At 41.2% G+C, this 25,512-nt stretch carries 27 protein-coding genes and 2 pseudogenes; 24 read left to right on the forward strand and 5 right to left on the reverse strand.

Annotated elements, in window-relative coordinates; genetic code table 11:
* Positions 1-46 precede the first annotated feature (46 nt).
* The 5 genes from rplT to HT697_RS06210 all read left to right on the forward strand — a co-directional run bounded on the left by rplT (position 47) and on the right by HT697_RS06210 (position 4,653).
* Positions 47-406, forward strand: a complete 360-nt coding sequence (rplT, locus tag HT697_RS06190) for a 50S ribosomal protein L20 (RefSeq protein ID WP_000124834.1) — start codon at positions 47-49, stop codon at positions 404-406.
* A gap of 57 nt (positions 407-463) precedes the next feature.
* Positions 464-844 carry a VOC family protein gene (locus HT697_RS06195; RefSeq protein WP_173252986.1) on the forward strand — a complete coding sequence of 127 codons (381 nt, stop codon included), beginning with the start codon at positions 464-466 and terminating at the stop codon, positions 842-844.
* Positions 845-1,092: 248 nt separating this feature from the next.
* Entirely contained in the window at positions 1,093-1,893 is an 801-nt protein-coding gene (locus HT697_RS06200) for a dihydroorotate dehydrogenase electron transfer subunit (RefSeq protein WP_173252985.1), read from the forward strand.
* A complete protein-coding gene (locus tag HT697_RS06205) occupies positions 1,856-2,842 on the forward strand; it encodes a dihydroorotate dehydrogenase (RefSeq protein ID WP_173252984.1) in 987 nt (328 codons plus the stop codon). Before HT697_RS06200 ends, HT697_RS06205 begins: the two co-directional genes overlap by 38 nt.
* Before the next feature lie 41 nt (positions 2,843-2,883).
* Positions 2,884-4,653 (forward strand): glucosaminidase domain-containing protein, encoded by a 1,770-nt coding sequence (locus HT697_RS06210; protein ID WP_173262537.1) that lies wholly within the window; start codon positions 2,884-2,886, stop codon positions 4,651-4,653.
* Between the two features lie 60 nt (positions 4,654-4,713).
* Here the strand turns inward: HT697_RS06210 and pavA are convergent, their stop codons facing one another.
* A complete protein-coding gene (pavA, locus tag HT697_RS06215; protein ID WP_173262540.1) occupies positions 4,714-6,369 on the reverse strand; it encodes an Rqc2 family fibronectin-binding protein PavA in 1,656 nt (551 codons plus the stop codon).
* A 104-nt stretch (positions 6,370-6,473) separates the two neighbouring features.
* On the opposite strand from pavA, the gene ybeY reads away from it, so the two are divergent.
* The 18 genes and pseudogenes from ybeY to HT697_RS06305 form a co-directional block, all read left to right on the forward strand.
* A complete protein-coding gene (gene ybeY, locus HT697_RS06220) occupies positions 6,474-6,971 on the forward strand; it encodes an rRNA maturation RNase YbeY (RefSeq protein WP_000275156.1) in 498 nt (165 codons plus the stop codon).
* Positions 6,952-7,347 (forward strand): diacylglycerol kinase, encoded by a 396-nt coding sequence (locus HT697_RS06225; RefSeq protein ID WP_000378166.1) that lies wholly within the window; start codon positions 6,952-6,954, stop codon positions 7,345-7,347. Before ybeY ends, HT697_RS06225 begins: the two co-directional genes overlap by 20 nt.
* A 16-nt stretch (positions 7,348-7,363) precedes the next feature.
* Positions 7,364-8,263 (forward strand): GTPase Era, encoded by a 900-nt coding sequence (era, locus tag HT697_RS06230; RefSeq protein ID WP_000143264.1) that lies wholly within the window; start codon positions 7,364-7,366, stop codon positions 8,261-8,263.
* Positions 8,264-8,311: 48 nt separating this feature from the next.
* Positions 8,312-9,136, forward strand: coding sequence for a DNA-formamidopyrimidine glycosylase (gene mutM, locus HT697_RS06235; RefSeq protein WP_173262543.1), 825 nt, complete (start codon positions 8,312-8,314; stop codon positions 9,134-9,136).
* Positions 9,136-9,741 carry a dephospho-CoA kinase gene (coaE, locus tag HT697_RS06240; RefSeq protein WP_173262546.1) on the forward strand — a complete coding sequence of 202 codons (606 nt, stop codon included), beginning with the start codon at positions 9,136-9,138 and terminating at the stop codon, positions 9,739-9,741. Before mutM ends, coaE begins: the two co-directional genes overlap by 1 nt.
* Entirely contained in the window at positions 9,728-10,927 is a 1,200-nt protein-coding gene (locus HT697_RS06245) for a multidrug efflux MFS transporter (RefSeq protein ID WP_173262549.1), read from the forward strand. Before coaE ends, HT697_RS06245 begins: the two co-directional genes overlap by 14 nt.
* Positions 10,927-11,076: a 50S ribosomal protein L33 gene (gene rpmG, locus HT697_RS06250; protein ID WP_001809104.1), complete on the forward strand. Its 150-nt coding sequence runs from the start codon at positions 10,927-10,929 to the stop codon at positions 11,074-11,076. The genes HT697_RS06245 and rpmG overlap by 1 nt, the downstream gene beginning before the upstream one ends.
* Before the next feature lie 39 nt (positions 11,077-11,115).
* A complete protein-coding gene (secG, locus tag HT697_RS06255; protein ID WP_000282517.1) occupies positions 11,116-11,349 on the forward strand; it encodes a preprotein translocase subunit SecG in 234 nt (77 codons plus the stop codon).
* Positions 11,350-11,449: 100 nt separating this feature from the next.
* Entirely contained in the window at positions 11,450-13,804 is a 2,355-nt protein-coding gene (gene rnr / locus HT697_RS06260; RefSeq protein ID WP_173262552.1) for a ribonuclease R, read from the forward strand.
* Complete coding sequence (gene smpB, locus HT697_RS06265) at positions 13,767-14,234, forward strand: SsrA-binding protein SmpB (protein WP_001051750.1); 468 nt, start codon at positions 13,767-13,769, stop codon at positions 14,232-14,234. The genes rnr and smpB overlap by 38 nt, the downstream gene beginning before the upstream one ends.
* Positions 14,235-14,248: 14 nt before the next feature.
* Positions 14,249-15,109, forward strand: a pseudogene (gene tehB / locus HT697_RS06270) (SAM-dependent methyltransferase TehB).
* 119 nt (positions 15,110-15,228) lie between these two features.
* Complete coding sequence (locus tag HT697_RS06275; RefSeq protein ID WP_101782206.1) at positions 15,229-15,417, forward strand: type II toxin-antitoxin system HicA family toxin; 189 nt, start codon at positions 15,229-15,231, stop codon at positions 15,415-15,417.
* 27 nt (positions 15,418-15,444) lie between these two features.
* Positions 15,445-15,822 (forward strand): type II toxin-antitoxin system HicB family antitoxin, encoded by a 378-nt coding sequence (locus tag HT697_RS06280; protein ID WP_033688727.1) that lies wholly within the window; start codon positions 15,445-15,447, stop codon positions 15,820-15,822.
* A gap of 79 nt (positions 15,823-15,901) precedes the next feature.
* On the forward strand, positions 15,902-16,855 hold the full coding sequence (locus tag HT697_RS06285; protein ID WP_173262555.1) for a competence protein CoiA: 954 nt from the start codon (positions 15,902-15,904) through the stop codon (positions 16,853-16,855).
* Positions 16,856-16,873: 18 nt separating this feature from the next.
* Entirely contained in the window at positions 16,874-18,676 is a 1,803-nt protein-coding gene (gene pepF, locus HT697_RS06290; protein ID WP_173262557.1) for an oligoendopeptidase F, read from the forward strand.
* 1 nt (position 18,677) lies between these two features.
* Positions 18,678-19,391, forward strand: a complete 714-nt coding sequence (locus HT697_RS06295) for an O-methyltransferase (protein ID WP_112443783.1) — start codon at positions 18,678-18,680, stop codon at positions 19,389-19,391.
* 66 nt (positions 19,392-19,457) lie between these two features.
* Positions 19,458-20,396: a peptidylprolyl isomerase PrsA gene (prsA, locus tag HT697_RS06300; RefSeq protein ID WP_173262560.1), complete on the forward strand. Its 939-nt coding sequence runs from the start codon at positions 19,458-19,460 to the stop codon at positions 20,394-20,396.
* Positions 20,397-20,702: 306 nt separating this feature from the next.
* Positions 20,703-20,798, forward strand: a pseudogene (locus HT697_RS06305) (IS630 family transposase); the annotation flags it as partial.
* Between the two features lie 342 nt (positions 20,799-21,140).
* Here the strand turns inward: HT697_RS06305 and HT697_RS06310 are convergent.
* The 4 genes from HT697_RS06310 to HT697_RS06325 form a co-directional block, all read right to left on the reverse strand.
* The gene (locus tag HT697_RS06310; RefSeq protein WP_173262563.1) at positions 21,141-21,761 is read right to left on the reverse strand and encodes a histidine phosphatase family protein; all 621 of its coding nucleotides are present in this window, start codon (positions 21,759-21,761) and stop codon (positions 21,141-21,143) included.
* Positions 21,761-22,243, reverse strand: a complete 483-nt coding sequence (locus tag HT697_RS06315; protein WP_173262566.1) for an aminoacyl-tRNA deacylase — start codon at positions 22,241-22,243, stop codon at positions 21,761-21,763. The genes HT697_RS06310 and HT697_RS06315 overlap by 1 nt, the downstream gene beginning before the upstream one ends.
* Positions 22,243-23,085, reverse strand: a complete 843-nt coding sequence (locus HT697_RS06320) for a DUF368 domain-containing protein (RefSeq protein ID WP_173262569.1) — start codon at positions 23,083-23,085, stop codon at positions 22,243-22,245. Before HT697_RS06320 ends, HT697_RS06315 begins: the two co-directional genes overlap by 1 nt.
* Positions 23,086-23,179: 94 nt before the next feature.
* The gene (locus HT697_RS06325; RefSeq protein ID WP_173262572.1) at positions 23,180-23,980 is read right to left on the reverse strand and encodes a glycoside hydrolase family 25 protein; all 801 of its coding nucleotides are present in this window, start codon (positions 23,978-23,980) and stop codon (positions 23,180-23,182) included.
* A 143-nt stretch (positions 23,981-24,123) separates the two neighbouring features.
* On the opposite strand from HT697_RS06325, the gene glmU reads away from it, so the two are divergent.
* A complete protein-coding gene (gene glmU, locus HT697_RS06330) occupies positions 24,124-25,503 on the forward strand; it encodes a bifunctional UDP-N-acetylglucosamine diphosphorylase/glucosamine-1-phosphate N-acetyltransferase GlmU (protein ID WP_173262575.1) in 1,380 nt (459 codons plus the stop codon).
* Positions 25,504-25,512 lie beyond the last annotated feature (9 nt).

The following is a 25,512-nucleotide window of genomic DNA, read 5'->3' on the forward strand; positions in this document are numbered from 1 at the left end:
TGACTGTAAGTAAACAATTCTAGGAAATATTTGGAGGAAATAAAACATGGCACGTGTTAAAGGTGGCGTTGTATCACGCAAACGTCGTAAACGTATTCTTAAATTAGCAAAAGGTTACTATGGAGCTAAACACATCTTGTTCCGTACTGCAAAAGAACAAGTAATGAACTCTTACTACTATGCATACCGTGACCGTCGTCAGAAAAAACGTGACTTCCGCAAATTGTGGATCACTCGTATCAACGCGGCAGCTCGTATGAACGGACTTTCATACTCACAATTGATGCATGGTTTGAAATTGGCTGAGATTGAAGTTAACCGTAAAATGCTTGCTGACTTGGCTGTTAACGATGCAGCAGCTTTCACAGCTCTTGCAGATGCGGCTAAAGCAAAACTTGGTAAATAATAACTGATAAGACTGGAACAGGATTGTCCAGTCTTTTTAAAAATAAAGGAGAAAAATATGGCTTCAAAAATGCTACACACTTGCTTGCGAGTAGAAAATCTTGAAAAATCAATTGCATTCTATCAAGATGCTTTTGGATTTAAAGAATTGCGTCGCAGAGATTTTCCAGATCATGCCTTCACGATTGTCTATCTAGGACTTGATGGTGACGATTATGAGTTGGAGTTGACTTATAACTATGATCATGGCCCTTATGTAGTTGGAGATGGTTTTGCCCATATCGCCCTAAGTACACCTGATCTTGAGGCTCTTCACCAAGAGCACAGTGCAAAAGGCTATGAAGTGACTGAGCCAAATGGTCTACCAGGAACTGCACCAAACTATTACTTTGTCAAAGACCCTGATGGATACAAGGTCGAAGTCATTCGTGAAAAATAATCCCGTGAAGTCAAGTAGAATGTTCGTTTTCTACTTGACTTTTTTTAGCTGAAAGAGTATACTAGTAAAAATTTAACCTTTAAGGGGAGTCCAGAGAGACTCACAAGGTGTCGGATAAAAGAATAGTACAATTTTCCAGAGGAGACTTTTTGAGTGTGCTCTCTTGTGTTGTACGATTTTAACTGAGGCCTTGCAATCGCAAGGTCTTTTCTTTGTCTGGTCCCCTTAAAATTTAAGGAGGAAAAATCATGAATCCCACATGTAAGAAGCGTTTGGGTGCCATTCGTTTGGAAACCATGAAGGTGGTTGCACAGGAGGAAATTGCGCCAGCAATCTTTAAATTAGTCCTAGAAGGGGAAATGGTTGAAGCTATGCGAGCAGGTCAATTTCTTCATCTGCGTGTGCCTGATGATGCCCATCTCTTGCGTCGTCCTATTTCAATTTCGTCTATCGATAAGGTTAAGAAGCAGTGTCGCCTTATTTATCGGATTGAGGGAGCTGGGACAGCTATTTTTTCAACCTTAGGTCAGGGAGATACTCTTGATGTGATGGGGCCTCAGGGAAATGGTTTTGACTTGTCTGAACTGGACAATCAGAGCCAGGTTCTCTTAGTTGGTGGGGGGATTGGTGTTCCGCCCTTGCTTGAAGTAGCCAAGGAATTGCATGCGCGTGGTGTGAAAGTGGTGACAGTCCTTGGTTTTGCTAACAAGGATGCTGTTATCCTTGAAACGGAATTGGCCCAATATGGGCAGGTCTTTGTAACGGCAGATGATGGTTCTTATGGCATCAAGGGGAATGTTTCTGTTGTCATCAAGGATTTAGACAGTCAGTTTGATGCTGTTTATTCTTGTGGGGCGCCTGGAATGATGAAGTATATCAATCAAACCTTTTATGACCACCCAAGAGCCTATCTATCTCTGGAATCTCGTATGGCTTGTGGGATGGGTGCCTGCTATGCCTGTGTCCTAAAAGTGCCAGAAAGCGAGACGCTCAGCCAACGTGTCTGTGAAGATGGCCCTGTTTTCCGCACAGGAACAGTTGTATTATAAGGGGAAAATCATGTCTACAAATCGTTTACAAGTTTCTCTACCTGGTTTGGATTTGAAAAATCCGATTATTCCAGCATCAGGCTGTTTTGGTTTTGGACAAGAGTATGCCAAGTACTATGATTTAGATCTTTTAGGTTCTATTATGATCAAGGCGACAACCCTTGAAGCCCGTTTTGGCAATCCAACTCCAAGGGTGGCAGAAACACCTGCTGGCATGCTCAATGCAATTGGCTTGCAAAATCCTGGTTTGGAAGTTGTTTTGGCCGAAAAGCTACCTTGGTTGGAAAGAGAATATCCAAATCTTCCTATTATTGCCAATGTGGCTGGTTTTTCAAAACAAGAGTATGCGGCTGTTTCTCATGGTATTTCCAAGGCAGCTAATGTAAAGGCTATCGAGCTCAATATTTCTTGCCCCAATGTTGACCACTGTAATCACGGACTTTTGATTGGTCAAGATCCAGATTTGGCTTATGATGTGGTGAAAGCAGCTGTGGAAGCCTCCGAAGTGCCAGTTTATGTCAAATTAACCCCGAGTGTGACCGATATCGTTACTGTCGCAAAAGCTGCAGAAGATGCGGGAGCAAGTGGCTTGACCATGATCAATACTCTAGTTGGAATGCGCTTTGACCTCAAAACCAGAAAACCAATCTTGGCCAATGGAACAGGTGGAATGTCTGGTTCAGCAGTCTTTCCAGTAGCACTCAAACTCATCTGCCAAGTCGCCCAAACTACAGACCTGCCCATCATTGGAATGGGAGGAGTGGATTCGGCTGAAGCTGCCTTAGAAATGTATCTGGCCGGGGCATCTGCAATCGGAGTTGGAACAGCCAACTTTACCAATCCCTATGCCTGTCCTGATATCATCGAAAATTTACCAAAAGTTATGGACAAATACGGCATTAGCAGTCTGGAAAATCTCCGCAAGGAAGTAAAAGAGTCTTTGAGGTAAACTGCAATCTATCTGTTCTTGATTTTTTATTAGTTTGTAATATGAATTTAAGAGAATTTTGGTACAATAAAATAAATAAGAACAGAGGAAGAAGGTTAATGAAGAAAGTAAGATTTATTTTTTTAGCTCTGCTATTTTTCTTAGCTAGTCCAGAGGGTGTAATGGCCAGTGATGGTACTTGGCAAGGAAAACAATACCTGAAAGCAGACGGTAGTCAAGCAGCCAATGAATGGGTTTTTGATGCTCACTATCAATCTTGGTTTTATATAAAAGCAGATGCCAACTATGCTGAAAATGAATGGCTGAAACAAGGTGATGATTATTTTTACCTAAAATCTGGTGGCTATATGGCCAAGTCAGAATGGGTAGAAGACAAGGGAGCCTTTTATTATCTTGACCAAAATGGAAAGATGAAAAGAACTGCTTGGGTAGGAACTTCCTATGTTGGTGCAACAGGTGCCAAGGTAATAGAAGACTGGGTATTTGATTCTCAATACGACTCTTGGTTTTATATAAAAGCAGATGGCCAGCACGCAGAGAAAGAATGGCTCCAAATTAAGGGCAAGGACTATTATTTCAAATCTGGTGGTTATTTGCTAACAAGTCAGTGGATTGACCAGGCTTATGTGAATGCCAGTGGTGCCAAAGTGCAGCAAGGTTGGCTTTTTGACAAACAATACCAATCTTGGTTTTACATCAAAGAAAATGGAAAACATGCTGAGAAAGAATGGATTTTCGAAAATGGTCACTATTATTATCTAAAATCCGGTGGCTATATGGCAGCCAATGAATGGATTTGGGATAAGGAGTCATGGTTTTACATCAAATCTGATGGTAAAATGGCTGAGAAAGAATGGCTATACGATGCTAAAAGTCAAGCCTGGTACTACTTCAAATCTGGTGGCTACATGGTGAAAAATGAAACAGTAGATGGTTATCAGCTTGGAAACGATGGTAAATGGCTTGGAGAAAAAGCTACAAATGAAAATGCTGCTTATTATCAAGTAGTACCTGTCACAGCAAATGTTTATAATGCAGATGGTGAAAAGCTCTCCTATATATCGCAAGGTAGTGTCGTCTGGCTAGATAAGGATAGAAAAAGTGATGACAAGCGCTTGGCTATTACTATTTCTGGTTTGTCAGGCTATATGAAAACAGAAGATTTACAAGCGCTAGATGCTAGTAAGGACTTTATCCCTTATTATGAGAGTGATGGACACCGTTTTTATCACTATGTGGCTCAGAATGCTAGTATCCCAGTAGCTGCTCATCTTTCTGATATGGAAGTAGGCAAGAAATATTATTCGGCAGATGGCCTGCATTTTGATGGTTTTAAGCTTGAAAATCCCTTCCTTTTTAAAGAATTGACAGAGGTTACAAACTATAGTGCTGAAGACTTGGATAAGGTATTTAGTCTGTTAAATATTGACAATAGTCTCTTGGAAAATAAGGGATCTACCTTTAAGGAAGCCGAAGAGCATTACCATATCAATGCCCTTTACCTCCTTGCCCATAGTGCTTTAGAAAGTGATTGGGGACGAAGTAAAATTGCCAAAGATAAGAATAATTTCTTTGGAATTACAGCCTATGATACGACACCTTACCTTTCTGCCAAGACATTTGATGATGTGGATAAGGGAATTTTAGGAGCAACCAAGTGGATTAAGGAAAATTATATCGATAGGGGCAGAACTTTCCTTGGAAATAAGGCGTCTGGTATGAATGTTGAATATGCCTCAGACCCTTATTGGGGCGAAAAAATTGCTAGTGTGATGATGAAAATCAATGAGAAACTAGGTGGTAAAGATTAGTCTTATTATTGGATATGATTTGAGTGAATAGTATGTTAAAAATCCTGATTTCAAGTAAAATCAGGATTTTTTCATGGATGCGATTTTTTCTGGGTCTGGTGTAACACGGAGGGTCTTTTGTCCTGTGTAAGTGACAAAGCCGGGTTTGCCACCAGTTGGTTTGTTAAGTTTCTTGACCTCGATCATATCTACCTGAACCAGATTTGACAGGCGAGCTTGCGAGAAGTAGGCGGCTAGCTCTGCTGCGTCTGTCTTGACTTCATCAGATGGGTCTAGGTTGCCTGAGATGACAACATGGCTTCCAGGAATGTCCTTGGCATGGAACCAAAGTTCCTCCTTGCGGGCCATTTTAAAGGTTAGTTCCTCATTTTGCAGGTTATTGCGGCCAACATAGATGATGGTTTTGCCATCGCTGGCCAGATATTGTTCTGGTTTTTTGCGTTTCTGGATTTTCTCCCGTTGTCTTCTGCGGATAAAACCTGTTTGAATCAATTCTTCACGGATTTCAGCGATTTCTTCTAGTCCTGCTTGGTTGAGGACGGTTTCCACACTTTCCAGATAGAGAATGGTTGCCTTAGTTTCTTCAATCAAATCAGTCAAGTATTTGACAGCTTCTTTGAGTTTCTGGTACCGTTTGAAATAGCGTTGGGCATTCTGGTTGGGAGTCAGAGCCTTATCAAGCGCAATGGTGATCGGTTGGTTGGTGTAGTAGTTGTCCAGGATAACCTGGTCTTGGTCGTTAGGCACTTGATGGAGGAAGGTTGTTAGCAATTCCCCTTTTTGGCGAAATTCTTCAGCGTTGTCTGTCGCCAGTAACTCTTTTTCTTGTTTTTTGAGTTTGTGGCGGTTTTTCTGAAGTTCATTTTCAACACGGCGAATGAGTTCACTGGCTTGCTGTTTGACGCGGTCTCGCTCAGCCTTATCCTTATAGTAGGTGTCCAACAAATCAGAAAGACTGGTAAAAGGTTCTCCTACACGATTTGCAAAAGGAACTGGACTGAAGGAAGTCTCAGTCAAGCATGGCTTGGTTTCTTGATTGAAAAAGTTTCGGAAAGTGGAAAGTTTTTCACTAACCAGTATGCTTTCCAATTCATTTGCCGTATCACGTCCCAGACCTTGAAAGAGGTTTTGAAGGTTTTTAGCTGTCGTTTCCTGTGTTTGCAGGATTTCAAAGAGCTTTTCATCCTTGATCGTGAAAGGATTGAGAGATTCCGTACTTGGCGGAGCGATGTAGGTCGACCCAGGAAGCAAGGTGCGGTAGCTATTTTGTGAAAAGCCGACGTGTTTAATGACTTCGAGAATTTTATGACTGCTCTTATCAACCAGTAGAATATTACTGTGTTTACCCATAATCTCGATAATCAAGGTAGCCTGGATATGGTCTCCAATCTCGTTTTTATTGGAAACTGTAATTTCCATAATACGGTCATTTTCCACTTGCTCAATCGACTCAATCAGGGCACCCTGCAAATATTTTCTTAAAACCATGATAAAGGTAGAAGGTTGGGATGGATTTTCAAAAGTCGTTTGGGTCAGCTGAATGCGTCCAAAAACTGGATGGGCAGAAAGGAGCAGGCGATGGCTTTGGCGATTGCTACGGATTTGCAAGACCAACTCTTGTTCAAAAGGCTGATTGATTTTCTGAATGCGACCATTCACTAACTGTCTGCGCAATTCCTCAACCATGTGGTGTAAAAAAAATCCGTCAAATGACATCGTTCTCTCCTTGTGATTGTATTCCATAGTATTATATCAAAAAGGTAGAATAAAATCATGGAAATGTGGTATAATAAAGCCAAGTAAAGAGAAACGAGAAGCACATGTATATTGAAATGGTAGATGAAACTGGTCAAGTTTCAAAAGAAATGTTGCAACAAACCCAAGAAATTTTGGAATTTGCAGCCCAAAAATTAGGCAAAGAAGACAAGGAGATGGCGGTTACCTTTGTGACCAATGAACGTAGTCATGAACTTAATCTGGAGTACCGTGACACAGACCGTCCGACAGATGTTATCAGTCTTGAATATAAACCAGAGTTGGAAATTGCCTTTGACGAAGAGGATTTGCTTGAAAATCCAGAATTGGCAGAGATGATGTCTGAGTTTGATGCCTATATTGGGGAACTGTTCATCTCTATCGATAAGGCACATGAGCAGGCCGAGGAATACGGTCACAGCTTTGAGCGTGAGATGGGCTTCTTGGCAGTACACGGCTTTTTACATATCAATGGCTATGATCACTACACTCCGGAAGAAGAAGCGGAGATGTTCGGTTTACAAGAAGAAATTTTGACAGCCTATGGACTCACAAGACAATAAACGAAAATGGAAAAATCGTGACCTGATATCTAGTTTAGAATTTGCTTTGACAGGTATTTTTACTGCTATCAAGGAAGAACGCAATATGCGAAAACACGCAGTGACGGCTCTAGTGGTCATCCTTGCAGGTTTTGTTTTTCAGGTGTCACGAATCGAATGGCTCTTTCTCCTATTGAGCATTTTCTTGGTAGTAGCCTTTGAGATTATCAACTCTGCTATTGAAAATGTGGTGGATTTGGCCAGTCACTATCACTTTTCCATGCTGGCTAAAAATGCCAAGGATATGGCGGCTGGCGCGGTATTAGTGGTTTCTCTTTTCGCAGCCTTAACAGGCGCATTGATTTTTCTCCCACGAATCTGGGATTTATTATTTTAAACAGTAAGAGGAAATTATGACTTTTAAATCAGGCTTTGTAGCCATTTTAGGACGTCCCAATGTTGGGAAGTCAACTTTTTTAAATCATGTCATGGGGCAAAAGATTGCCATCATGAGTGACAAGGCGCAGACAACGCGCAACAAAATCATGGGAATTTACACGACTGATAAGGAACAAATCGTCTTTATCGACACACCAGGGATTCACAAACCTAAAACAGCTCTCGGAGATTTCATGGTTGAGTCTGCCTACAGTACCCTTCGCGAAGTGGATACCGTTCTTTTCATGGTGCCTGCTGATGAAGCGCGTGGTAAGGGGGACGATATGATTATCGAGCGTCTCAAGGCTGCTAAGGTTCCTGTTATTCTGGTGGTGAACAAGATTGACAAGGTTCATCCAGACCAGCTTTTGTCTCAGATTGATGATTTTCGTAATCAAATGGACTTTAAGGAAATCGTTCCAATCTCAGCTCTTCAAGGGAATAACGTCTCTCGTCTAGTGGATATTTTGAGTGAAAATCTGGACGAAGGTTTCCAATATTTCCCGTCTGATCAAATCACAGACCATCCAGAACGATTCTTGGTTTCAGAAATGGTTCGCGAGAAAGTTTTGCACCTAACTCGTGAAGAGATTCCGCATTCTGTTGCAGTAGTAGTGGATTCTATGAAACGAGATGAAGAGACAGACAAGGTTCACATCCGTGCAACCATCATGGTCGAGCGCGATAGTCAGAAAGGGATTATCATCGGTAAAGGTGGCGCTATGCTTAAGAAAATTGGTAGCATGGCCCGTCGTGATATTGAACTCATGCTAGGAGACAAGGTTTTCCTAGAAACCTGGGTCAAGGTCAAGAAAAACTGGCGCGATAAAAAGCTAGATTTGGCTGACTTTGGCTATAATGAAAAAGAATACTAAGTAGAGGTGGGCTCATGCCTGCTTCTTGTTTTTACAGAAGGAGGACGTATGCCTGAATTACCTGAGGTTGAAACCGTTCGTCGTGGTTTAGAAAAATTGATTCTGGGTAAGAAGATTTCGAGTGTAGAAATTCGCTATACCAAGATGATTAAGACAGATTTGGACGAGTTTCAAAAGGAGGTGCCTGGTCAGATTATTGAGTCAATGGAACGTCGGGGCAAATATTTGCTTTTTTACCTGACAGACAAGGTCTTGATTTCCCATTTGCGCATGGAAGGCAAGTATTTTTATTATCCGTATCAGGTTCCCGAACGCAAGCATGCCCATGTTTTCTTTCAGTTTGAGGACGGTGGCACGCTTGTTTATGAGGATGTTCGCAAGTTTGGTACTATGGAACTCTTGGAGCCTGATCTTTTAGACGCCTACTTTATTTCTAAAAAATTAGGGCCTGAACCAACAGACCAGGACTTTGATTTAGAGAATTTTATAGGTGCCCTGAAGAAATCTAAAAAGCCTATCAAATCCCATCTCCTAGACCAGACCTTGGTAGCTGGACTTGGCAATATCTATGTGGATGAGGTTCTCTGGCGAGCTCAGGTTCATCCGGCTAGACCTTCCCAGACTTTGACAGCAGCAGAAGTGACTGCCATTCATGACCAGACCATTGCTGTATTGGGACAGGCTGTTGAAAAAGGCGGTTCCACCATTCGGACCTATACCAATGCCTTTGGGGAAGATGGAACCATGCAGGATTTTCATCAGGTCTATGATAAGGCTGGTCAAGAATGTTCACGTTGTGGCACCATCATTGAGAAAATACAACTAGGCGGACGTGGAACCCACTTTTGTCCTCAGTGTCAAAGGAGGGACTGATGGGAAAAATCATCGGAATCACTGGGGGAATTGCCTCTGGTAAGTCAACCGTGACAAATTTTCTAAGAAAGCAAGGCTTTCAAGTAGTGGATGCCGACGCAGTCGTCCACCAACTACAGAAACCTAGTGGTCGTTTGTTTCAGGCTCTAGTCCAGCATTTTGGGCAAGAAATCATCCTTGAAAACGGAGAACTTAATCGCCCTATCCTAGCTAGTCTTATCTTTTCAAATCCTGAAGAACAGGAATGGTCTAAGCGAATCCAAGGAAAGATTATCCGTGAGGAGCTAGCTACGTTGAGAGACCAGTTGGCTCAGACAGAAGAGATTTTCTTCATGGATATTCCCTTGCTTTTTGAGCAGGACTACGTCTCTTGGTTTGATGAGACTTGGTTGGTCTATGTGGACCGAGATGTCCAAGTAGAACGTCTAATGAAAAGGGATCAGCTATCCAAGGATGAAGCTGAGTCTCGTCTGGCAGCCCAGTGGCCTTTAGAAAAAAAGAAAGATTTGGCCAGCCAGGTTCTTGATAATAATGGCAATCAGAACCAGCTTCTTAATCAAGTGCATATCCTTCTTGAGGGAGGTAGGCAAGATGACAGAGATTAACTGGAAGGATAATCTGCGCATTGCCTGGTTTGGTAATTTTCTGACAGGAGCCAGTATTTCTTTGGTAGTGCCCTTTATGCCCATCTTTGTGGAAAATCTGGGTGTAGGGAGTGATCAAGCTGCTTTTTATGCAGGTTTAGCTATTTCTGTCTCTGCCATTTCTGCGGCGCTCTTTTCTCCTATATGGGGAATCCTTGCTGATAAATACGGCCGAAAACCCATGATGATTCGTGCTGGTCTGGCCATGACTATTACTATGGGAGGCTTGGCCTTTGTCCCAAATATCTATTGGTTAATCTTTCTTCGTTTATTAAACGGTGTATTTGCAGGATTTGTTCCTAATGCAACTGCCTTGATAGCCAGTCAGGTTCCCAAGGAAAAATCAGGCTCTGCCTTAGGTACTTTGTCTACAGGCGTAGTTGCAGGTACTCTAACTGGTCCCTTTATTGGTGGCTTTATCGCAGAATTATTTGGTATTCGTACAGTTTTCTTACTGGTTGGTAGTTTTCTATTTTTAGCTGCTGTTTTGACTATTTGCTTTATCAAGGAAGATTTTCAACCAGTAGCCAAGGAAAAGGCTATTCCAACAAAGGAATTGTTTACCTCAGTTAAATATCCCTATCTTTTGGTCAACCTCTTTCTGACCAGTCTTGTCATCCAATTTTCAGCTCAATCGATTGGCCCTATTTTGGCTCTGTATGTGCGCGACTTAGGCCAGACAGAGAATCTTCTCTTTGTATCTGGTTTGATTGTATCCAGTATGGGCTTTTCCAGTATGATGAGTGCAGGAGTCATGGGAAAGCTAGGTGACAAGGTGGGCAACCATCGTCTCTTGGTTGTAGCTCAGTTTTATTCAGTTATCATCTATCTCCTCTGTGCCAATGCCTCTAGTCCGCTTCAACTAGGACTCTATCGATTCCTCTTTGGCTTGGGAACCGGTGCGCTGATACCTGGGATCAATGCCCTTCTCAGCAAGATGACGCCCAAAGCTGGTATTTCGAGGGTCTTTGCCTTTAATCAGGTATTCTTTTATCTGGGAGGTGTCGTTGGGCCTATGGCAGGTTCTGCAGTAGCAGGTCAATTTGGCTATCATGCAGTCTTTTATGCGACAAGCATTTGTGTTGCCTTTAGTTGTCTCTTTAACCTGCTTCAATTTCGAACATTATTAAAAGTAAAGGAAATCTAGTGCGAGTAAAAATTAATCTCAAATGCTCCTCTTGTGGCAGTATCAATTACCTAACCAGTAAAAATTCAAAAACCCATCCAGACAAGATCGAGGTTTTAAAGTATTGTCCCAAGGAAAGAAAAGTAACCCTACATCTTGAATCTAAGTAGATTTTATGGTAAAATAATAGGGATTTTAAGGAGTTTGATATGTATAACCTATTATTAACCATTTTATTAGTATTATCTGTTGTAATTGTGATTGCGATTTTCATGCAACCAACCAAAAACCAATCCAGCAATGTATTTGATGCCAGCTCAGGTGATTTGTTTGAACGCAGTAAAGCACGCGGTTTTGAAGCTGTAATGCAGCGTTTGACAGGGATTTTAGTCTTTTTCTGGCTAGCCATTGCCTTAGCATTGACGGTATTATCAAGTAGATAAGAAAATAATGGGCAGGACTAGGTCTTTGCCTCTTTTTATTTTTAAAGGATATTTGAGAAGGTTTTACAGTAAAAGAAAATAAAAAATCTAGAAAGAAAATATGAAAGATAGAATAAAAGAATATTTACAAGACAAGGGAAAGGTAACTGTCAATGACTTGGCTCAGGCTTTGGGAAAAGATGGTTCCAAGGATTTTCGTGAGTTGATTAAAACCTTATCCCTAATGGAAAGAAGGCATCAGATTCGTTTTGAAGAAGATGGCAGTCTGACCTTGGAAGTTAAGAAAAAACATGAGATTACTCTCAAGGGGATTTTTCATGCCCATAAAAATGGCTTTGGCTTTGTCAGTCTGGAAGGCGAGGAGGACGACCTTTTTGTAGGAAAAAACGATGTCAACTATGCTATTGATGGTGATACCGTCGAGGTAGTGATTAAGAAAGTCGCTGACCGCAATAAGGGAACAGCAGCGGAAGCCAAAATTATTGATATCCTAGAACACAGTTTGACAACAGTTGTCGGGCAAATCGTTCTGGATCAGGAAAAGCCTAAGTATGCTGGCTACATCCGTTCGAAAAATCAGAAAATCAGTCAACCTATTTATGTTAAGAAACCAGCCCTAAAACTAGAAGGAACAGAAGTTCTCAAGGTCCTTATCGATAAATACCCAAGCAAGAAACATGATTTCTTTGTCGCTAGTGTCCTCGATGTGGTGGGGCACTCAACGGATGTCGGAATTGATGTTCTTGAGGTTTTGGAGTCTATGGACATTGTCTCCGAGTTTCCAGAGGCTGTTCTTAAGGAAGCAGAAAGTGTTCCTGATGCTCCGTCTCAAAAGGATATGGAAGGTCGTCTGGATCTAAGAGATGAGATTACCTTTACCATTGATGGTGCGGACGCCAAGGACTTGGACGACGCAGTGCATATTAAGCCTATGAAAAATGGAAATATCGAACTCGGAGTTCACATAGCAGATGTTTCCTACTATGTGACCGAGGGTTCTGCCCTGGACAAGGAAGCCCTTAACCGCGCGACTTCAGTCTATGTGACAGACCGAGTGGTGCCAATGCTTCCAGAGCGTTTGTCAAATGGCATCTGCTCCCTCAATCCTCAAGTTGACCGCTTGACCCAGTCAGCCATTATGGAAATTGATAAACATGGTCATGTGGTCAACTACACCATCACACAAACAGTTATCAAGACCAGTTTTCGTATGACCTATAGCGATGTCAATGATATCTTAGAGGGCGACGAGGAAAAGAGACAAGAGTATCAGAAAATTGTTCCAAGTATCGAACTTATGGCCAAGCTCCATGAAACTTTAGAAAACATGCGAGTGAAACGTGGAGCCCTCAATTTTGATACCAATGAGGCGAAGATTTTAGTAGATAAACAAGGAAAGCCTGTTGATATCGTTCTTCGTCAGCGTGGTGTTGCCGAGCGCATGATTGAGTCCTTCATGTTGATGGCCAATGAAACAGTTGCTGAGCATTTTAGCAAGCTGGATTCGCCTTTCATCTATCGAATTCACGAGGAGCCAAAGGCTGAAAAGGTTCAGAAATTTATTGATTATGCTTCGAGTTTTGGTTTGCACATTTATGGGACTGCCAGTGAGATGAGCCAGGAGGCTCTCCAAGACATCATGCGTGCTGTTGAGGGAGAACCTTATGCAGATGTATTGTCCATGATGCTTCTTCGCTCTATGCAGCAGGCTCGCTATTCAGAGCACAATCACGGCCACTATGGATTAGCGGCTGATTATTATACTCACTTTACCAGTCCGATTCGTCGTTATCCGGACCTCCTTGTTCACCGTATGATTCGGGACTACGGCTGTTCTAAGGAAATAGCCGAGCATTTTGAGCAAGTGATCCCAGAGATTGCGACCCAGTCCTCAAACCGTGAACGTCGTGCTATCGAGGCTGAGCGTGAAGTCGAAGCCATGAAAAAGGCTGAGTATATGGAAGAATACGTGGGCGAAGAGTACGATGCGGTTGTGTCTAGCATCGTTAAATTCGGTCTCTTTGTTGAATTGCCAAACACAGTTGAAGGCTTGATTCACATCACCAATCTACCTGAATTTTATCATTTCAATGAGCGTGATTTGACCCTGCGTGGGGAGAAATCAGGAACAACCTTCCGTGTAGGTCAACAAATTCGTATTCGGGTTGAAAGAGCCGACAAGATGACGGGGGAAATTGACTTCTCTTACATTCCAAGTGAGTTTGATGTGATCGAAAAAGGCTTGAAACAGTCTAGTCGTAGTGACAGAGGGCGTGGTTCCAGTCGTCGTTCAGATAAGAAGGAAGACAAGAGAAAATCAGGACGCTCAAATGATAAGCGCAAGCATTCACAAAAAGACAAGAAGAAAAAAGGAAAGAAACCTTTTTATAAGGAAGTAGCTAAGAAAGGAGCCAAGCATGGCAAAGGGCGAGGGAAAGGTCGTCGCACAAAATAAAAAGGCGCGGCACGACTATACAATCGTAGATACGCTAGAAGCAGGAATGGTCCTGACTGGAACTGAAATCAAGAGTGTACGAGCTGCTCGAATCAATCTCAAGGATGGCTTTGCCCAAGTGAAAAATGGGGAGGTCTGGTTGAGCAATGTTCATATCGCTCCTTACGAAGAGGGAAATATCTGGAATCAAGAACCAGAACGTCGTCGCAAACTCCTGCTCCATAAAAAGCAAATCCAAAAGTTGGAACAAGAGACCAAAGGGACAGGAATGACCCTGGTTCCCCTTAAGGTCTATATCAAAGATGGTTATGCCAAGCTCCTTTTAGGTTTAGCTAAAGGGAAGCATGACTATGATAAACGGGAGTCAATCAAACGACGTGAGCAAAATCGCGACATTGCGCGCGTGATGAAAGCTGTTAATCAGCGATAAAAAGAGGAATGAAAATGGAAAAACTAATTGCCTATAAACGTATGCCCTTGTGGACTAAAGAAACCATGCCAGAGGCTGTTCAGCAGAAACACAATACCAAGGTTGGGACTTGGGGCAAGATTACTGTTTTAAAAGGAACTCTCAAGTTTATTGAATTGACAGAGGATGGTGAGGTTCTAGCTGAGCATCTCTTTGAAGCGGGGGCTGACAATCCAATGGCACAACCACAAGCCTGGCACCGAGTGGAGGCTGTAACAGACGATGTAGAATGGTACTTGGAATTTTATTGTAAACCTGAGGATTATTTCCCTAAGAAATACAATACCAATCCTGTTCATTCAGAGGTCCTAGAGGCTATGCAGACAGTAAAACCAGGGAAAGCCTTGGATTTGGGCTGTGGTCAGGGGCGTAATTCCCTCTTTCTAGCCCAGCAAGGTTTTGATGTGACAGCTGTGGATCAAAATGAACTGTCCCTTGAAATCTTGCAAAGCATTGTGGAGCAGGAAGATTTGGATATGCCTGTTGGTTTTTAAGATATCAATTCAGCTAGCATTGGGCAAGCTTATGATTTCATCGTATCGACAGTTGTTTTGATGTTTTTGCAAGCAGACCGCATTCCTGCAATTATCAAAAATATGCAGGAGCATACCACGGTCGGTGGCTATAATCTTATCGTTTGTGCTATGGATACGGAAGATTACCCTTGCTCTGTGAACTTCCCATTTACCTTTAAAGAAGGGGAATTGGCATACTATTACAAGGACTGGGAATTGGTCAAGTACAATGAAAATCCAGGCCATTTGCACCGTCGCGATGAGAATGGCAATCGTATTCAACTACGCTTTGCGACCATGCTAGCCAAGAAAATCAAGTAAACACACATGAAGATTAGGAAATTTCCTGATCTTTTTTCTTTTTTTACGAATAGATAAGATAGAAGAATTGACAAAAATACGCATTATAAGTATAATTTTAGCTAGAAAGGTGACCATAAATGCCAATAACAGGTAAGGAAATGGTAAAATTAGCTCTTGCAAATGGATGGATTGAAGTTCGTAAGAGAGGAAGTCATCATCATTTTAAGAAAGAAGGGGTCTCCTATCTTGTCACTATTCCAGTTCACGGTAATGAGGATTTAGGAAAAGGTCTAGAGAGAAAAATATTAAAAGATTTGGGATTATAGTTGATTTGGAAATTGTGGAGGTGTATTATGCTAAAATCTTATCCTGCTATTTTTCATAGAGAAGGCACTGGATACTGGGTTGAATTTCCTGAATTTGGAGGTGGGACAGAGGGAGCAACGATTGAACTTGCAATGAAAAATGCTCGGGAAATGCTTGAGAGTGTTTTAGCTTCTTATATTGATGAAGGACTGGCTTTGCCTACTCCTAGTGACATTGCTGAGTTGAAGGCTCCCGATGGATTTGTGACTTTGATTCAGGTCAATCCCTTGCCTTTCGTAAAGAATAATAAAGCGATTCGAAAAAATGTTACGGTTCCAGAGTGGCTAGTCAGACTTGCAGATCGTGAGAAAGTGAACTATTCTGAAGTGTTGACACAAGCTCTTGAAAGTCGCTTGCAACTCTAAAATTATAGAGTGATGAAGATTAGGGAATTTCCTGATCTTTTTTCTTTTTTTACGAATAATATAGAAAAGGAGGGAAATCATGTTTGTTGCGAGAGATGCTAGGGGAGAATTGGTAAATGTGTTAGAGGATAAGCTTGAGAAGCAAGCCTACACCTGCCCAGCTTGTGGAGGTCAGCTCCGTTTGCGTCAAGGACCAAGTGTCCGGACCCATTTTGCACATAAATCTTTAAAAGACTGTGATTATTCCTCTGAAAATGAAAGCCCAGAACACCTGGCAAATAAAGAATCCCTTTATCACTGGTTGAAAACAGAGGCTGAGGTGCAATTAGAATACCCGCTTCCAGAGCTTAAACAGATTGCGGATGTATTTGTAAATGGCAATCTAGCTTTAGAGGTTCAATGTAGTCACTTGCCTCAAAAAGTTCTTAAAGAGCGTAGCGAGGGCTATCGTAGTCAGGGTTACCAAGTACTGTGGTTGTTGGGAGAAAAACTGTGGCTCAAGGAGCGGTTGACTCGTCTACAAGAAGGGTTTCTCTATTTCAGTCACAACATGGGATTTTATGTTTGGGAATTAGACCGTGAAAAACAAGTTTTAAGACTCAAATACCTGATTCACCAGGATCTCCGCGGCAAACTCCATTATCAGATTAAGGAATTTCCCTATGGTCAAGCTAGTCTACTGGAGATATTACGTTTTCCCTATAAGAAACAAAAAATATCTCATTTTACAGTTTCTCAGGACAAGGACATCTGTCGCTATATCCGACAGCAACTTTATTATCAAAATCCCATTTGGATGAAAGAACAAGCAGAAGCCTATCAAAAGGGAGAAAATGTCCTGAATTATGGGCTGAAAGAATGGTATCCACAAATTCGACCACTAGTAGGTGATTTTTGCCAAATTGAGCAAGATTTGACTAGCTATTATAAGCATTTTCAAACCTATTATCAACAAAATCCTCAAAATGATTGGCAAAAGCTCTATCCACCAGCCTTTTATCAGCAATATTTCTTGAAAAATATGGTAGAATAGAAAGGATGGAGGAATCTAATGGTATTACAAAGAAATGAAATAAATGAAAATGATACATGGGATCTATCAACGATCTACCCAACTGACCAGGCTTGGGAAGAAGCCTTAAAAGATTTAACAGAACAATTGGAGACAGTAGCCCAGTATGAAGGCCATCTCTTGGATAGTGCGGATAGCCTACTCGAAATTACTGAATTTTCTCTTGAAATGGAACGCCAAATGGAGAAGCTTTACGTTTATGCTCATATGAAGAATGATCAGGACACACGTGAAGCCAAGTACCAAGAGTACTATGCCAAAGCCATGACACTCTACAGCCAGCTAGACCAAGCCTTTTCATTCTATGAACCTGAATTTATGGAGATTAGTGAAAAGCAGTATGCTGACTTTTTAGAAGCTCAACCAAAATTGCAGGTTTATCAACACTATTTTGACAAGCTTTTGCAAGGCAAGGATCACGTTCTTTCACAACGTGAAGAAGAATTATTGGCTGGCGCTGGAGAAATCTTTGGTTCGGCAAGTGAAACCTTCGCTATCTTGGACAATGCGGATATTGTTTTCCCTTATGTTCTTGACGATGATGGTAAGGAAGTTCAGCTCTCTCATGGGACTTACACACGTCTGATGGAGTCTAAAAACCGTGAGGTGCGTCGTGGTGCCTATCAAGCCCTTTATGCAACTTATGAGCAATTCCAACATACTTATGCTAAAACCTTGCAAACAAATGTTAAGGTTCAAAACTATCGTGCCAAAGTTCGCAACTACAAGAGTGCTCGTCATGCAGCCCTAGCGGCAAATTTTGTTCCAGAAAGTGTTTATGACAACTTGGTAGCAGCAGTTCGCAAGCATTTGCCACTCTTGCATCGTTACCTTGAACTTCGTTCAAAAATCCTGGGAATTTCAGACCTCAAGATGTACGATGTCTACACACCGCTTTCATCTGTTGAATATAGTTTTACCTACCAAGAAGCCTTGAAAAAGGCAGAAGATGCCTTGGCAGTCTTGGGTGAAGATTACTTGAGCCGTGTTAAACGTGCCTTCAGCGAGCGTTGGATTGATGTTTATGAAAATCAAGGCAAGCGTTCAGGGGCCTATTCTGGTGGTTCTTACGATACCAATGCCTTTATGCTTCTCAACTGGCAGGACAATCTGGACAATCTTTTTACCCTTGTTCATGAGACAGGCCACAGCATGCATTCTAGCTATACTCGTGAAACGCAGCCTTATGTTTACGGAGATTATTCGATCTTCTTGGCTGAGATTGCCTCAACCACTAATGAAAATATCTTGACGGAGAAATTATTGGAAGAAGTGGAAGACGACGCAACGCGCTTTGCTATTCTCAATAACTTCTTAGATGGTTTCCGTGGAACAGTTTTCCGCCAAACTCAATTTGCTGAGTTTGAACACGCCATTCACCAAGCGGACCAAAATGGGGAAGTCTTGACAAGCGATTTCCTAAATAAACTCTACGCAGACTTGAACCAGGAGTATTATGGTTTGAGTAAGGAAGACAATCCTGAAATTCAATACGAGTGGGCTCGCATTCCACACTTCTACTATAACTACTATGTGTATCAATATTCAACTGGATTTGCAGCAGCCTCAGCCCTGGCTGAAAAGATTGTCCATGGTAGTCAAGAAGACCGTGACCGCTATATCGACTACCTCAAGGCAGGCAAGTCTGACTATCCACTTAATGTCATGAGAAAAGCTGGTGTTGATATGGAGAAGGAAGACTACCTCAACGATGCCTTTGCAGTCTTCGAACGCCGTTTGAATGAGTTTGAAGCCCTTGTTGAAAAATTGGGATTGGCATAAGATGGTTGAATCGTATAGTAAAAATGCTAACCATAACATGCGTCGCCCTGTTGTCAAGGAAGAAATTGTAGACTTGATGCGTCAGCGTCAAAAGCAAGTCACAGGATCTTTGAAAGGATTGGAAGATTTTGCCCGTAAGGAAAATATTCCCATTATCCCCCATGAAACGGTTGCTTATTTCCGTTTTCTTATGGAAACCATGCAACCTAAAAACATTCTGGAAATTGGGACGGCCATCGGTTTTTCAGCTCTCTTGATGGCAGAGCATGCGCCAAATGCTAAGATTACAACCATTGATCGCAATCCAGAAATGATTGGTTTTGCCAAGGAAAATTTTGCTCAATTTGACAGTCGTAAGCAAATCACACTCCTAGAAGGAGATGCGGTAGATGTCTTATCTACCTTGACAGAGTCCTATGATTTCGTCTTTATGGATTCAGCCAAGTCTAAATACATCGTCTTTCTGCCAGAAATCCTCAAACATTTGGAAGTCGGTGGTGTGGTTGTCTTGGATGATATTTTTCAAGGCGGTGATGTTGCCAAGGACATTATAGAAGTCCGTCGAGGTCAGCGAACCATCTATCGAGGACTTCAAAGACTATTTGACGCAACCTTAGACAATCCAGGACTTACCGCAACATTAGTACCTCTGGGAGACGGCATTCTCATGCTTCGTAAAAATGTAGCAGATGTTCAATTGCCTGACAGCGAATGATTTTCAGAAAAATTTAAGAAAATATAGTAAAATAGATAGAGTAACACTTATCTCAAAGGAGTAGACATGAAGAAAAAACTATTGGCAGGTGCCATTACACTATTATCAGTAGCAACTTTAGCAGCTTGTTCGAAAGGTTCAGAAGGGGCAGACCTTATCAGCATGAAAGGGGATGTCATCACAGAACATCAATTTTATGAGCAAGTGAAAAGCAACCCTTCAGCCCAACAAGTCTTGTTAAATATGACCATCCAAAAAGTTTTTGAAAAACAATATGGCTCAGAGCTTGATGATAAAGAGGTTGATGATACTATTGCCGAAGAAGAGAAACAATATGGTGAGAACTACCAACGTGTCTTGTCACAAGCAGGAATGACCCTTGAAACACGTAAAGCTCAAATTCGTACAAGTAAATTAGTTGAGTTGGCAGTTAAGAAGGCAGCAGAAGCTGAATTGACAGATGATGCTTACAAGAAGGCCTTTGACGAATATACTCCAGATGTAACGGCTCAAATCATCCGTCTTGATAATGAAGATAAGGCCAAAGAAGTTCTCGAAAAAGCCAAGGCAGAAGGTGCTGACTTTGCCCAATTAGCCAAAGATAACTCAACTGATGAGAAAACTAAAGCGAATGGTGGAGAAATCACCTTTGATTCTGCTTCAACAGAAGTACCGGAACAAGTTAAAAAAGCTGCTTTTGCTTTAGATGTAAACGGCGTTTCTGATGTGATTACAGCAACTGGCACACAAGCCTACAGTAGCCAATATTACATTGTAAAACTCATTAAGAAAACAGAAAAATCATCTAATATTGATGACTACAAAGAAAAATTAAAAACTGTTATCTTGACTCAAAAACAAAATGATTCAACATTTGTTCAAAGCATTATCGGAAAAGAATTGCAAGCAGCCAATATCAAGGTTAAGGACCAAGCCTTCCAAAATATCTTTACCCAATATATCGGTGGTGGAGATTCAAGCTCAAGCAGTTCATCAAAAGAATAGTCCAAATCAATAAGTCAGGGAAAAAACTCGACTTCAGGAAAAAATGAAGTAAATCTTCCCACAATAAAACGCATAGTACAAGGTTTTCAATACCTGATATTATGCGTTTTTTGATTTTAAAGACTTTTTGACCAGCCTCATTTTTTAACTTGCTACTCAGTGAAAAGCAAAGATTAAACTAGAAAGCTAGCTGTAGGCTGCTCAAAGAACAGCTTTGAGGTTACAGATAAGACTTATGAGGTCACCAACATATATAATGTGACGCTGACATGGTTTGAATAGATTTTAGAAGAGTATTAGTTGGAAGTTTTAATGGATAATGCAAGATTCCATAGAATGGGTAAGCTAGAGTTCTTATGTGAAGAGTTTGGACATAAACTTTTACTTCTTCCTCCCTACTCATCTTATACTCAATGAANNGGAAACTAGCCGCAGGTTGTACTTGAGTACGGCAAGGTGACGTTGACGCGGTTTGAAGAGATTTTCGAAGAGTATTAGTATAGAAAAGTGAATCTGAACTAGTACATCACTGCTTCTAAAAAATTCTTATAAATTGATTTAAATTCTCAAATCACATTATTCAGTTCTTATTTCATTTTGCTCTACAATCCTGTTGAGAAGACACGTGTTCATATCAAAAAGGTATTGGCAAGTTGCAATACCTTTTTACGAGGCTCTTTTGTCTTATTTTTGTTTCAACTGACTATATCTCCTATTGTTCTAGTTCAGAAGACTAGGCTATAATTATGATTGATAGGAAGTATCATTCCACGTATCGAGAGTGAATGTTTCAAAATCATGGGTTTCTAGAATGGTTAGGCTGGCATTTGCTAGACCGCCCTCTTTACGAAGAAGTGGTTCTTTATAACCTAGAAGAGTACGAAGACTAGCAGTAAGATTAGCACCGTGACCGACAATTAGAATACGCTCAGCTGGACTATCTTTTAATGATTTGATAAATTGGATAGTTCGTTGTGTTGTGCTATAGAGGGATTCGGCTCCGAACATTTGAGTGTCAAATTGAGCAAGATTTGAACGAAAAGCCTGGATTTGTTGCGGGTAAATAGCTTCCAAGGTTGCAATTTTCAAACCTTCTAATTTACCTAGCTGCCATTCACGGAGATTCGGAACACTTTCTAAAGGACAGGGTGTCTTGAGTTGACTTTGGATAATCTCAGCAGATTTGACCGCTCGAGGTAAATCACTTGCATAAATCTGATCAAAAGGAATTTCCTTGAGATATTGGCCAAGTTGTTTTAGGGTTTCAATGGATTCAGGAAGAAGGGGAGAATCTCCACTAGCACCTTGAAAACGCCCTTCTTGGTTCCAGACGGTACGACCGTGGCGGACAAAGTAGAGTTTCATTACTTGCTGTCCTCCAAAATATCTACAAAGTCTGCCTTTACAAAGCTAGCCAGGTCTTGTGGCGCTACGATAATGCTGTGACCAACTTCGCCAGCAGAGACAATCATTTGATCCAAGTCTAGAGCAATTTTATCGATAAAAATGGGATAATTGTGTTTCTGACGAATTCCGACAGGATTATTGGCTCCATGAATGTAACCAGTTGTTTTTTCTAAGTCCTTTTGTGGAATCATGCTCACTTTTTTATTACCAGAAATTTTAGCTAGTTTCTTTTCCGATAAGTGTTGAGTGATAGGCACAATTCCGATAATCGGTCCTGTCTTGTCTCCTAAAAGAGCCAAGGTTTTGAAAATCTGATCTCGTCCATAACCTTGAGGCAGCTCTCCTTCCAGGGCATTGATTTGAATTCCCTGATGTGGGATACCTGCTTTAGACAGGATTTGTTCCACCAATGTTTTTTTGATTTTAACTTTTTTTGCCATTATTTATATTTATCCTCCAATTGACTCATCCAAATACCAAGCCAGATTCCCAGCGCAAAGAAGAAGGCGATGATGACATAACCGACAAGTGAAAGTCCTGTGTATTGGATACTTTCAGCGTTTCCTGCATTTGGAATCAAGATCAAAAGGGTACTTGATAGGACGATACCGATGATGAAATGATAGACGCGTGAGTGGTAGTTGTTTAAGGCATAATCCATCAATTTTGAAAAAATGATGAGAGTTGCACCTGCTCCGATTCCAATCGGGAAGAAAGTTCCCAAGAGGTCAAAGGTTTTGAAACCAGTCAACATAGGAGCATAGAGACCCAAAATCAAAAGTAGATTTGATGGACTGAGGCCAGGCACCAATACGCCAAGAGCCAGCAGTGCACCTGCTAGGACCAAATTAAGAAAGCTAGCACTTAAGGTTCCAACGACAAAATTTAAGGCATAGAGTCCTAGTCCAGAAATGATAAAGGTTGTCCAGAACCAAGCCAAATCAATCTTGTCTCTGTCAGATTCTCGAGTTGATTCCTTGAGGAGGCTAGGAACTGTACCAATGATGGCACCCGCAAAGCTCCATAAGACAAAGACCTGATAATTTTCAAGCAGGTATTCAATTGGGTAGGAAAATAAGCCGATTCCCAGAAGCATACCGATGGCAACTGGAATAAAGTACAAAACATTTTCTTTAAAGTCTTTAAAAGGATGGGCCAGAAAACCAATCATTCGTTCATAAATTCCTAAGATTGCTGCTAGAACCCCTCCGGAAATTCCCGGTAGAATAAATCCAAGAGCAATCACAATCCCTTTAATAATGCGCGCTAACCATGAGAGCATATAGTTCCTCCAACTATTTCTATTTCAAAAAATCCTTACTATATTGTATCACAATCAAACACAAAAAGAAAAAGCAAATGATAAACAAATGCTTTTAAGGTTTTAAAAAGATTTTTCTAAAGGTTTCTTCTTTGTTTTTTAAGGGAGAGATGACGTTGATATCCAAATTGTGGTCAAAGCCGGCAATTTTTCCTTTAGATGTGTATTGGTGGATGTCATAATCTAAATCAGTTTTAGGACTGCTCTCCAAAAATCCTGAGTCTGAGCCGTAGGACGGAATCCAAACAGAGGTAAACTTGCCTGTCTCAATACTATGTTCTTCCATAAAGTAGACACCAACGTAGATGCCGATGTTTTTAGCACCTAGTGATGCTAGTTTTGCGCGAAAAGCTTCAACACCCTCGTTCATATTGGACATGGTTTTGTCTTCTACGTCTAGCCAATAGTAACTAGGGCTGTAAGGAGAGGCTGCATTGTAGAAAACCTCAGCGGCTTTTTCCATTTCTTGGACACTTTTTCCAGCTACATAAGCGTAGACCCCAACGGGGACATTCCGCTTTTGAAGTTCAGTGATATGACTCTTATAGGCCTTGTCTATTCCATTGATAAAGGAAGCATCATTTTCTTTTGTCGTTTGAGCACCACTGTGAACACGAACAATAGCGCCTGAAATATTTTGTGAGAGGGCATCGTAGTTGATTTCCTCAGGACGCTGCCAGCCAGAGAGGTCAATAATCGGTTTGTCTAAGTGTTTCAAAGCCTGTGCTTCAATCTGCGCTATGTTGGATTTTGTTTTAAAGGATTGGTTGTCATTAAGTGGGCGATTGATGATTAAAATGAACATTATAATCCCAAAAAAACCAAATAAAATAAGTGGATGAATTTGTTTTCTCATATCTTATGATTTTACCCTAAAAATCAAAAAAAATCAAAAAAATGGGTTAAGGAAAGGACTTTGGAGCATTTTTTCATTCAAGAGCGCGGAATGATTTGAAATATGGTATAATAAAAGGGAATTTCTACAGAAAAGAGAAGATTATGTCAAATTTTGCCATTATTTTAGCAGCGGGTAAAGGGACTCGCATGAAATCTGATTTGCCAAAAGTGTTGCACAAGGTTGCGGGTATTTCTATGTTGGAACATGTTTTTCGTAGTGTGGGAGCTATCCAACCTGAAAAGACAGTAACAGTTGTGGGACACAAGGCAGAATTGGTTGAGCAGGTCTTGGCTGGACAGACAGAATTTGTGACTCAATCTGAACAGTTAGGGACTGGCCATGCAGTTATGATGACAGAGCCAATCTTAGAAGGTTTGTCCGGTCACACCTTGGTCATTGCAGGAGATACTCCTTTAATCACTGGTGAAAGTTTGAAAAACTTGATTGATTTCCACATCAATCATAAAAATGTGGCGACTATCTTGACTGCTGAAACGGATAATCCTTTTGGCTATGGACGAATTGTTCGTAATGACAATGCTGAGGTTCTTCGTATTGTTGAGCAAAAGGATGCCACAGATTTTGAAAAACAAATCAAGGAAATCAACACAGGAACTTACGTTTTTGACAACGAGCGTTTGTTTGAGGCTTTGAAAAATATCAACACCAACAATGCTCAAGGTGAATACTATATTACAGATGTCATTGGTATTTTCCGTGAAGCTGGTGAAAAAGTTGGTGCTTATACTTTGAAAGATTTTGATGAAAGTCTTGGTGTAAATGACCGTGTGGCTCTTGCGACCGCTGAGTCAGTCATGCGTCGTCGCATCAATCACCAACACATGGTCAATGGTGTTAGCTTTGTCAATCCAGAAGCAACTTATATCGATATTGATGTTGAGATTGCTCCCGAAGTTCAAATCGAAGCCAATGTTACCTTGAAGGGGCAAACGAAAATTGGTGCTGAGACTGTTTTGACAAATGGTACTTATGTAGTGGATAGCACTATCGGAGCAGGAGCTATCATTACGAACTCTATGATTGAGGAAAGTAGTGTTGCTGATGGCGTAACTGTCGGTCCTTATGCCCACATTCGTCCAGGTTCAAGTCTGGGTGCCCAAGTTCATATTGGTAACTTTGTTGAGGTGAAAGGTTCTTCAATCGGTGAGAATACCAAGGCTGGTCATTTGACTTATATCGGAAACTGTGAAGTGGGTAGCAAGGTTAATTTCGGTGCAGGAACCATTACAGTCAACTATGACGGTAAAAACAAATACAAGACAGTCATCGGTAACAATGTCTTTGTCGGTTCAAATTCAACCATTATTGCGCCAGTTGAGTTAGGTGACAATTCCCTCGTTGGTGCTGGTTCAACTATTACTAAAGATGTCCCAGCGGATGCGATTGCGATTGGTCGTGGACGTCAGGTTAATAAAGACGAATATGCAACACATCTTCCTCATCATCCTAAGAATCAGTAGGAGCCTATC

This window comes from Streptococcus sp. 1621 (assembly GCF_013276615.1).
In the GTDB taxonomy this organism is placed as follows: Bacteria; Bacillota; Bacilli; order Lactobacillales; family Streptococcaceae; genus Streptococcus.